This is a genomic window from Corynebacterium sp. UMB10321, from assembly GCF_030228725.1.
GTDB classification, from domain to species: Bacteria; Actinomycetota; Actinomycetes; order Mycobacteriales; family Mycobacteriaceae; genus Corynebacterium; species Corynebacterium pseudogenitalium.
In genome coordinates, this window is sequence record NZ_JASOZC010000034.1 from 1 (window position 1) to 332 (window position 332).

Consider the following 332-nt stretch of genomic DNA (forward strand, 5'->3'; position numbering starts at 1 on the left):
AAGTAACACTTCAGCTCTATCATAAATCGAAAAGCTTAAAAATTCATTTATCAGTGCTTACAAGTTAATTATAAAAAGATAGGATATAATAAAATTGATTTATATCAAGAAAGAAGTATGAAAAATGACAAAACATTCGCCACTTGCTTGTTTGAGTAATGCCACTTTATTTAAGGATTTACCAGAATCACTTAGAAAAAAGCTAGTTACCATTTCGACGCATCAAGAATATTTTCCTAAAGGCAGTTTGATTCGACAACCCTTTGATGGAAAAGACGGGATGATTGTCATGGATAAGGGAAAGGCTAAAGTTTATAGTCTTAATGAAGATG

Annotated in this window: 1 protein-coding gene; it reads left to right on the plus strand. The window is 31.0% G+C overall.

Annotation, left to right across the window (positions count from 1 at the left end; all coding sequences use genetic code 11):
• Positions 1–124: 124 nt before the first annotated feature.
• On the plus strand, positions 125–332 hold a 208-nt coding region (locus QP752_RS11215; RefSeq protein ID WP_284805535.1), incomplete at its 3' end, for a hypothetical protein.